Annotated in this window: 4 protein-coding genes; all 4 read left to right on the top strand. The window is 62.5% G+C overall.

Going from position 1 to position 6,328, the window contains the following annotated elements:
* Positions 1 to 1,085: ADP-forming succinate--CoA ligase subunit beta (gene sucC / locus AAC126_RS21375; protein WP_339857341.1), on the top strand; the 1,085-nt coding region annotated here is incomplete at its 5' end.
* A complete protein-coding gene (gene sucD / locus AAC126_RS21370) occupies positions 1,085 to 1,960 on the top strand; it encodes a succinate--CoA ligase subunit alpha (protein WP_339857339.1) in 876 nt (291 codons plus the stop codon). The genes sucC and sucD, both read left to right, overlap by 1 nt.
* Before the next feature lie 228 nt (positions 1,961 to 2,188).
* Positions 2,189 to 5,113: a 2-oxoglutarate dehydrogenase E1 component gene (locus tag AAC126_RS21365; protein WP_339857337.1), complete on the top strand. Its 2,925-nt coding sequence runs from the start codon at positions 2,189 to 2,191 to the stop codon at positions 5,111 to 5,113.
* A gap of 104 nt (positions 5,114 to 5,217) precedes the next feature.
* Positions 5,218 to 6,328, top strand: a 1,111-nt coding sequence (odhB, locus tag AAC126_RS21360) for a 2-oxoglutarate dehydrogenase complex dihydrolipoyllysine-residue succinyltransferase (RefSeq protein ID WP_339857335.1), incomplete at its 3' end; no start/stop codon positions are given.

The following is a 6,328-nucleotide window of genomic DNA, read 5'->3' as shown; positions in this document are numbered from 1 at the left end:
TTGGCGGTCCGGTCTGGGTCGTGAAGTCTCAGATTCATGCCGGTGGCCGAGGCGCAGGACGCTTCAAGGGCAATGAAAACGGCGCCGGCGGTGTCCGCGTCGTCAAGTCGGTCGCGGACGTCAAGTCGAACGCCGGCGAGATGATCGGCGCCACGCTGGTCACCAAGCAGACCGGTCCGGAAGGCAAGGAAGTCAGCCGCGTCTATGTCGAGGAAGGGTGCGACATCAAACGCGAGCTTTACCTCAGCCTGCTGGTTGACCGCGACAGCAGCCGCGTCACCGTGATGGCCTCGACCGAGGGCGGCATGGAGATCGAGGAAGTCGCTGAGGCGACCCCGGAAAAGATTATCACAATCGCCATCGACCCGGTGACCGGCCTGCAGGGCTTCCATGCCCGCCGCATTGCCTTCGCGCTGGGCCTTGAGGGCGACCAGGTGAAATCGGCGGTCAAGTTCCTGTCGGCCATGTACAAGGCCTTCACCGATCTCGATGCCTCGATGGTCGAAATCAACCCGCTTGTCATTACCGGTTCCGGTGACGTGATCGCGCTCGACGCCAAGATGGGCTTCGACGACAACGCGCTGTTCCGGCACAAGGACGTGGCCGAGCTGCGGGACGAGAGCGAGGAAGATGCTTCCGAACTCGAAGCCGCCAAGTACGAGCTGAACTATGTGAAGCTCGACGGCGTCATCGGATGCATGGTGAACGGCGCGGGTCTCGCGATGGCCACCATGGACATCATCAAGCTGTACGGCTCCGAGCCGGCGAACTTCCTCGATGTCGGCGGATCGGCAACGAAGGAGCGGGTCACCGCCGCCTTCAAGATCATCCTGTCCGATCCAAACGTCGAAGGCATCCTGGTCAACATCTTCGGCGGCATCATGCGCTGTGACGTGATCGCCGAAGGCGTCGTCGCGGCGGCCAAGGAAGTCAGCCTGCATGTGCCTCTGGTCGTGCGGCTGGAAGGCACGAACGTCGATCTCGGCAAACAGATTCTTGCCGATTCGGGCCTGCCGATCACGTCCGCGGACAATCTCGCGGACGCGGCGGATAAAATTGTCACTGCGGTGAAGGAGGCAGCCTGATGGCCGTTCTGGTCGACGAAAATACGAAAGTCATCTGCCAGGGCTTCACCGGAAGTCAGGGTACGTTCCACTCCGAACAGGCGATCGCGTACGGCACCAAGATGGTCGGTGGCGTCACCCCGGGTAAGGGCGGTCAGACCCACCTTAACCTGCCGGTGTTCGATACGGTCGCGGAAGCGAAGGACCGGACCGGTTGCAACGCCTCGGTGATTTATGTTCCGCCGCCGTTCGCCGCCGATTCGATCCTGGAAGCCATCGATGCGGAAATTCCGCTGGTGATTTGCATCACCGAAGGCATCCCGGTGCTCGACATGGTCAAGGTCAAGCGGGCCCTTTCCGGCTCCAAGACCCGCCTGATCGGCCCGAACTGCCCCGGTGTGATCACGCCGGACGCCTGCAAGATCGGCATTATGCCGGGTCACATCCATCGCCGCGGCAAGGTCGGGATCGTCTCCCGCTCGGGCACGCTGACCTATGAAGCGGTGGCCCAGACCACGGCGGCCGGCCTCGGCCAGTCGACCTGCATCGGTATCGGTGGCGACCCGGTGAACGGCACCAACTTCATCGACGCACTGGACCTGTTCCTCGGCGATCCGGAGACCGAAGCGATCATCATGATCGGTGAAATCGGCGGCTCGGCGGAAGAAGATGCGGCCGAATTCCTCAAGCAAAACAAGGTGAAGAAGCCGATGTGCGGCTTCATCGCCGGTGTCACCGCGCCTCCGGGCCGTCGCATGGGCCATGCCGGTGCGATCATCTCGGGCGGCAAGGGCGACGCCAATTCCAAGATGGACGCCATGAAGTCTGCCGGCATTCTCGTTGCCGACAGCCCGGCTTCGCTCGGCACCACCATGGTCAAGGCGATCAAGGGTTAAGGATGTGTTCCGGACGGCATCAAACCGCTGCCGTCCGGACACACCCTTGCGATTTTTTGCCTTCTGCCATGCAGAACGACTTCAAGTTAGTAAATTCTTAGCTAGTATAAGAAGATGCTTGCCCTTGCGGCGCTTTGCCGCAAGGGTTACCTAGGCCCTGCGCGAGGGGCGCGCGGAGCCGACACAGACAGGACCGAACAGCCACTTCGCAAAGGGGCAGGTTCCAATATGGCGACGGCAGTGAGCGACCAATCCTTTCTTTCAGGTGCTAACGCACCTTTCATCGGTGAACTCTACGAACGATTTCTCCAGGATCCAGCCCAGGTAGACGAAAGCTGGCGCGATTATTTCGCGGACCTGCATGACGATGTCGGTCTGGTTCAGGGAGATGTCCACGGGCCAAGCTGGGCAGACCGCGGCAACCGTGTCATTGGCGGCACGGGCGAGGCGGCGGACGGTTCAGGGCCGGTCTCGGACGAGGTCAAGCCCGCCGCAGCGGCAGACCCGCTTCTGGGCAGCGATATCCGGCAGGCCAGTCTGGACTCGCTCCGGGCGATCATGCTGATCCGGGCCTACCGGATCCGGGGACACCTTAAAGCGAAGCTCGACCCGCTCGGGCTTGAGCCGCCGACCCCGCACCCCGAGCTTGATCCCGCCCATTACGGTTTCACCGAAGAGGATTGGGACCGCCCGATCTTCATCAACAATGTCCTCGGACTGGAAACAGCTACCCTGCGGCAGATCATCGAGCTGCTGGACCGCACCTATTGCGGCAGCATCGGTGTCGAGTTCATGCATATGCAGGACCCGGAGCAGAAGGCCTGGATCCAGGAGCGGATCGAACAGATCCACAACCGCACCGAATTCACCGAGCGCGGCAAGCACACCATTCTTGAGCGGCTGACGGCGGCGGAGACCTTCGAGCAGTTTCTCGGCCGGAAATATGTAGGCACCAAGCGTTTTGGCCTGGATGGCGGCGAAAGCCTGATCCCGGCGCTGGAACAGATCCTGAAGCGGGGCAGCCAGATCGGCCTGGAAGAGGTCGTGATCGGGATGTCGCACCGCGGCCGCCTGAACGTGCTGAACAATTTCCTGAGCAAGCCGTTCCGCGCCATCATCTCCGAATTCCTCGGCAATCCGGCAAACCCGGAAGATGTCGGCGGCTCCGGCGACGTGAAATATCATATGGGCGTTTCCGCGGACCGCGAGTTCGACGGGGCCAATGTCCATCTGACGCTGAATGCCAACCCGTCCCATCTGGAAATCGTCAATCCGGTGGTGATCGGCCGTGTTCGCGCGAAACAGACCCAGCGCGACGATGCATCCGACCGCCGGAAAGTGCTCGGTATCCTGATGCATGGCGATGCGGCCTTTGCCGGCCAGGGCGTGGTGGCGGAAACCTTCGCCTTCTCCGACCTGCGCGGCTACCGCACCGGCGGCACCATTCATGTCATCGTGAACAACCAGATCGGCTTCACCACGGCACCGGCTTTCTCGCGCTCCTCGCCCTATCCGACGGATGTGGCGAAAATGGTCGACGCTCCGATCTTCCATGTGAACGGGGACGATCCGGAAGCCGTCGTGCACGTCGCCCGTATCGCCATTGAGTTCCGTCAGGAATTCGGCGTCGACGTGGTCATCGACATGTTCTGCTATCGCCGCTTCGGCCACAACGAGGGGGATGAGCCGATGTTCACCCAGCCCCTCATGTATTCGAAGATCGCGAACCAGAAGACCACCCGTCAGCTCTATGCCGAGCAGCTTGAGCGCGAAGGCGTGATCAAGGCCGGCGAAGCCGACAGCATGGTCAAGGAGCACGACGACAATCTGAACAGCGAGTTCGAGGCCGGGCTGAACTACAAGCCCAACAAGGCCGACTGGCTTGAAGGCAAGTGGTCCGGCTTCACAAAGGCGCATGGCGATGCCCGCCGGGGCGAGACCTCGGTCGACAAGGAAACCCTGCGCGAGGTCGGCATGAAGCTGACCGAAGCGCCGGACGGTTTCACCATGAACCGCAAGCTGAAGCGCGTTGTCGAGCAGCGCCGCAAGGCGATCGAGAGCGGCGAGGGCATCGATTGGGCGAACGCCGAGAGCCTCGCTTTCGGAACCCTGCTGGTACAGGGCGACGGGGTCCGGCTCAGCGGCCAGGATTCCGGTCGCGGCACGTTCTCCCAGCGGCATTCGGTCTGGATCGACCAGAAAACCGAAGAGCGGCACATTCCGCTCAACAGTCTGGGCACGGAGCCGCTGCATTACGAAGTGATCGACAGCCCGCTGTCCGAGGCTTCGGTGCTTGGCTTCGAATATGGCTTCAGTCAGGCGGAGCCGAACATTCTCACGCTCTGGGAAGCCCAGTTCGGCGATTTCGCCAATGGCGCCCAGGTCGTGGTTGACCAGTTCATCAGTTCCGGCGAGCACAAGTGGCTGCGCATGTCCGGTCTCGTGATGCTGCTGCCGCATGGCTATGAAGGTCAGGGCCCGGAGCATTCCTCGGCCCGCCTCGAGCGGTATCTGCAGCTCTGCGGCGAGGACAATATGCAGGTCGTGTACTGCACCACGCCGGCGAACTACTTCCATGTCCTGCGCCGTCAGCAGCGCCGCGATTTCCGCAAGCCGCTGGTCGTGATGTCACCGAAATCCCTGCTGCGCCACAAGCTCTGTGTCTCCACGCTGGACGACATGGCGGAGGGCACCAGCTTCCACCGGGTCATGTATGACAACGAGGTGCTGTGCAAGGACAAGGACGTGAAGCGGGTCGTGATCTGCTCCGGCAAGGTCTATTACGACCTCTATGAGGAGCGGGCCCGCCGCGGTCAGACCGATGTCTTCTTCCTGCGTCTGGAACAGCTCTATCCGTTCCCGCGCAAGGCGCTGATGGAAGAGTTGGCGCGTTTCCCGCAGGCCGAGGTGGTCTGGTGCCAGGAAGAGCCCTGGAACATGGGTGCCTGGTCCTTCGTCGACCGACGGATCGAGAGCGTGCTGGTTGAACTCGACGGAGCCTGCAAGCGTCCGCTTTATGCGGGCCGGGCCGAAGCGGCTTCGCCGGCAACAGGCAACCATGGCCGGCATGTCCGGGAGCAGGAAGCGCTGGTTCAGGAAGCACTCGCCGTTGGCGAGGAAATGAGCAAGGGCAGCCGGTACGCGGCTGAATAATCCAAACCAATACCAGCCGCCGGCCCATCCCCGGCGGCACCTCACATGACGCGTCGGCCATAGGGAATTGACCCGGGCGCAATAAAGAGAGAATGGACGGAAAAATGGCGACGGAAATCAAGGTCCCGGTTCTTGGGGAATCGGTGTCCGAGGCAACTGTGGCGCGCTGGATGAAAGCCGTCGGGGATGCCGTCGGTCTTGACGAGCCCCTGGTTGAACTGGAAACGGACAAGGTGACCCTCGAGGTCAATTCCCCGGCTGCGGGAACCCTGCAGGAAATCGTTGCCGACGTGGACGCGACCGTCGGGGTCGATGCGCTGCTCGGTGTGATTGCTGAAGGCGCTGCGCCCGCGAAAAAGGCGGAGCCCGCCGAAAAGCCGGCGGAAGCCAAGGCCGAAGCCGCTCCGGCACCCGCCGCGAAGGAAGAAGCGCCGAAGGCTGCTCCGGCGCCTGCCGCCGCACCCGCCGCTGCCGGCACCCACGAGGTGAAGACCCTGTCGCCCGCCGTGCGCAAGCTGGTCGAGGACAACAATCTCGATCCCGCCAAGATCAAGCCGACCGGCAAGGACGGCCGTCTGGTGAAGGGCGACGTGCTGGCCGCGATCGAAGCTGGCACCGCCAAGGCTTCCGCGTCCGCTCCGGCCGGTGCGGCTCCTGCTGCTGCCGGACCGCTGCCGCCGCGTGCGGACGATCCGCGCGAAGAGCGGGTGAAGATGACGCGCCTGCGTCAGTCTATCGCCCGGCGCCTGAAAGAGGCCCAGAACACCGCCGCCATGCTGACCACCTTCAACGAGGTGGATATGGGCGCGGTCATGGGTCTGCGCTCCGAATACAAGGACGCTTTCGAGAAGAAGCACGGCGTGAAGCTCGGCTTCATGTCCTTCTTCGTGAAGGCCTGCATCGCCGCTCTCAAGGAACTCCCGGCAGTCAATGCCGAGATCTATGGCGATGAGCTGATCTACAAGAACTACTACGATATCGGTGTTGCGGTCGGCACGCCGCAGGGCCTGGTCGTACCGGTTCTGCGCGACGCGGACGATCTCAGCTTCGCCGGCGTGGAAAAGGGTATCGGCGATCTCGGCCGCAAGGCACGGGATGGCAAGCTCACCATGAAGGACATGACAGGCGGCACCTTCACCATCACCAATGGCGGTGTCTATGGCTCGCTGATGTCGACCCCGATCCTGAATCCTCCGCAGTCCGGTATTCTCGGCA

Source organism: uncultured Nisaea sp. (genome assembly GCF_963974195.1).
Lineage (GTDB): Bacteria > Pseudomonadota > Alphaproteobacteria > Thalassobaculales > Thalassobaculaceae > Nisaea.
Note: the sequence above shows the minus strand (reverse complement) of the source record. Positions and strands in the feature narration are given on the sequence as shown.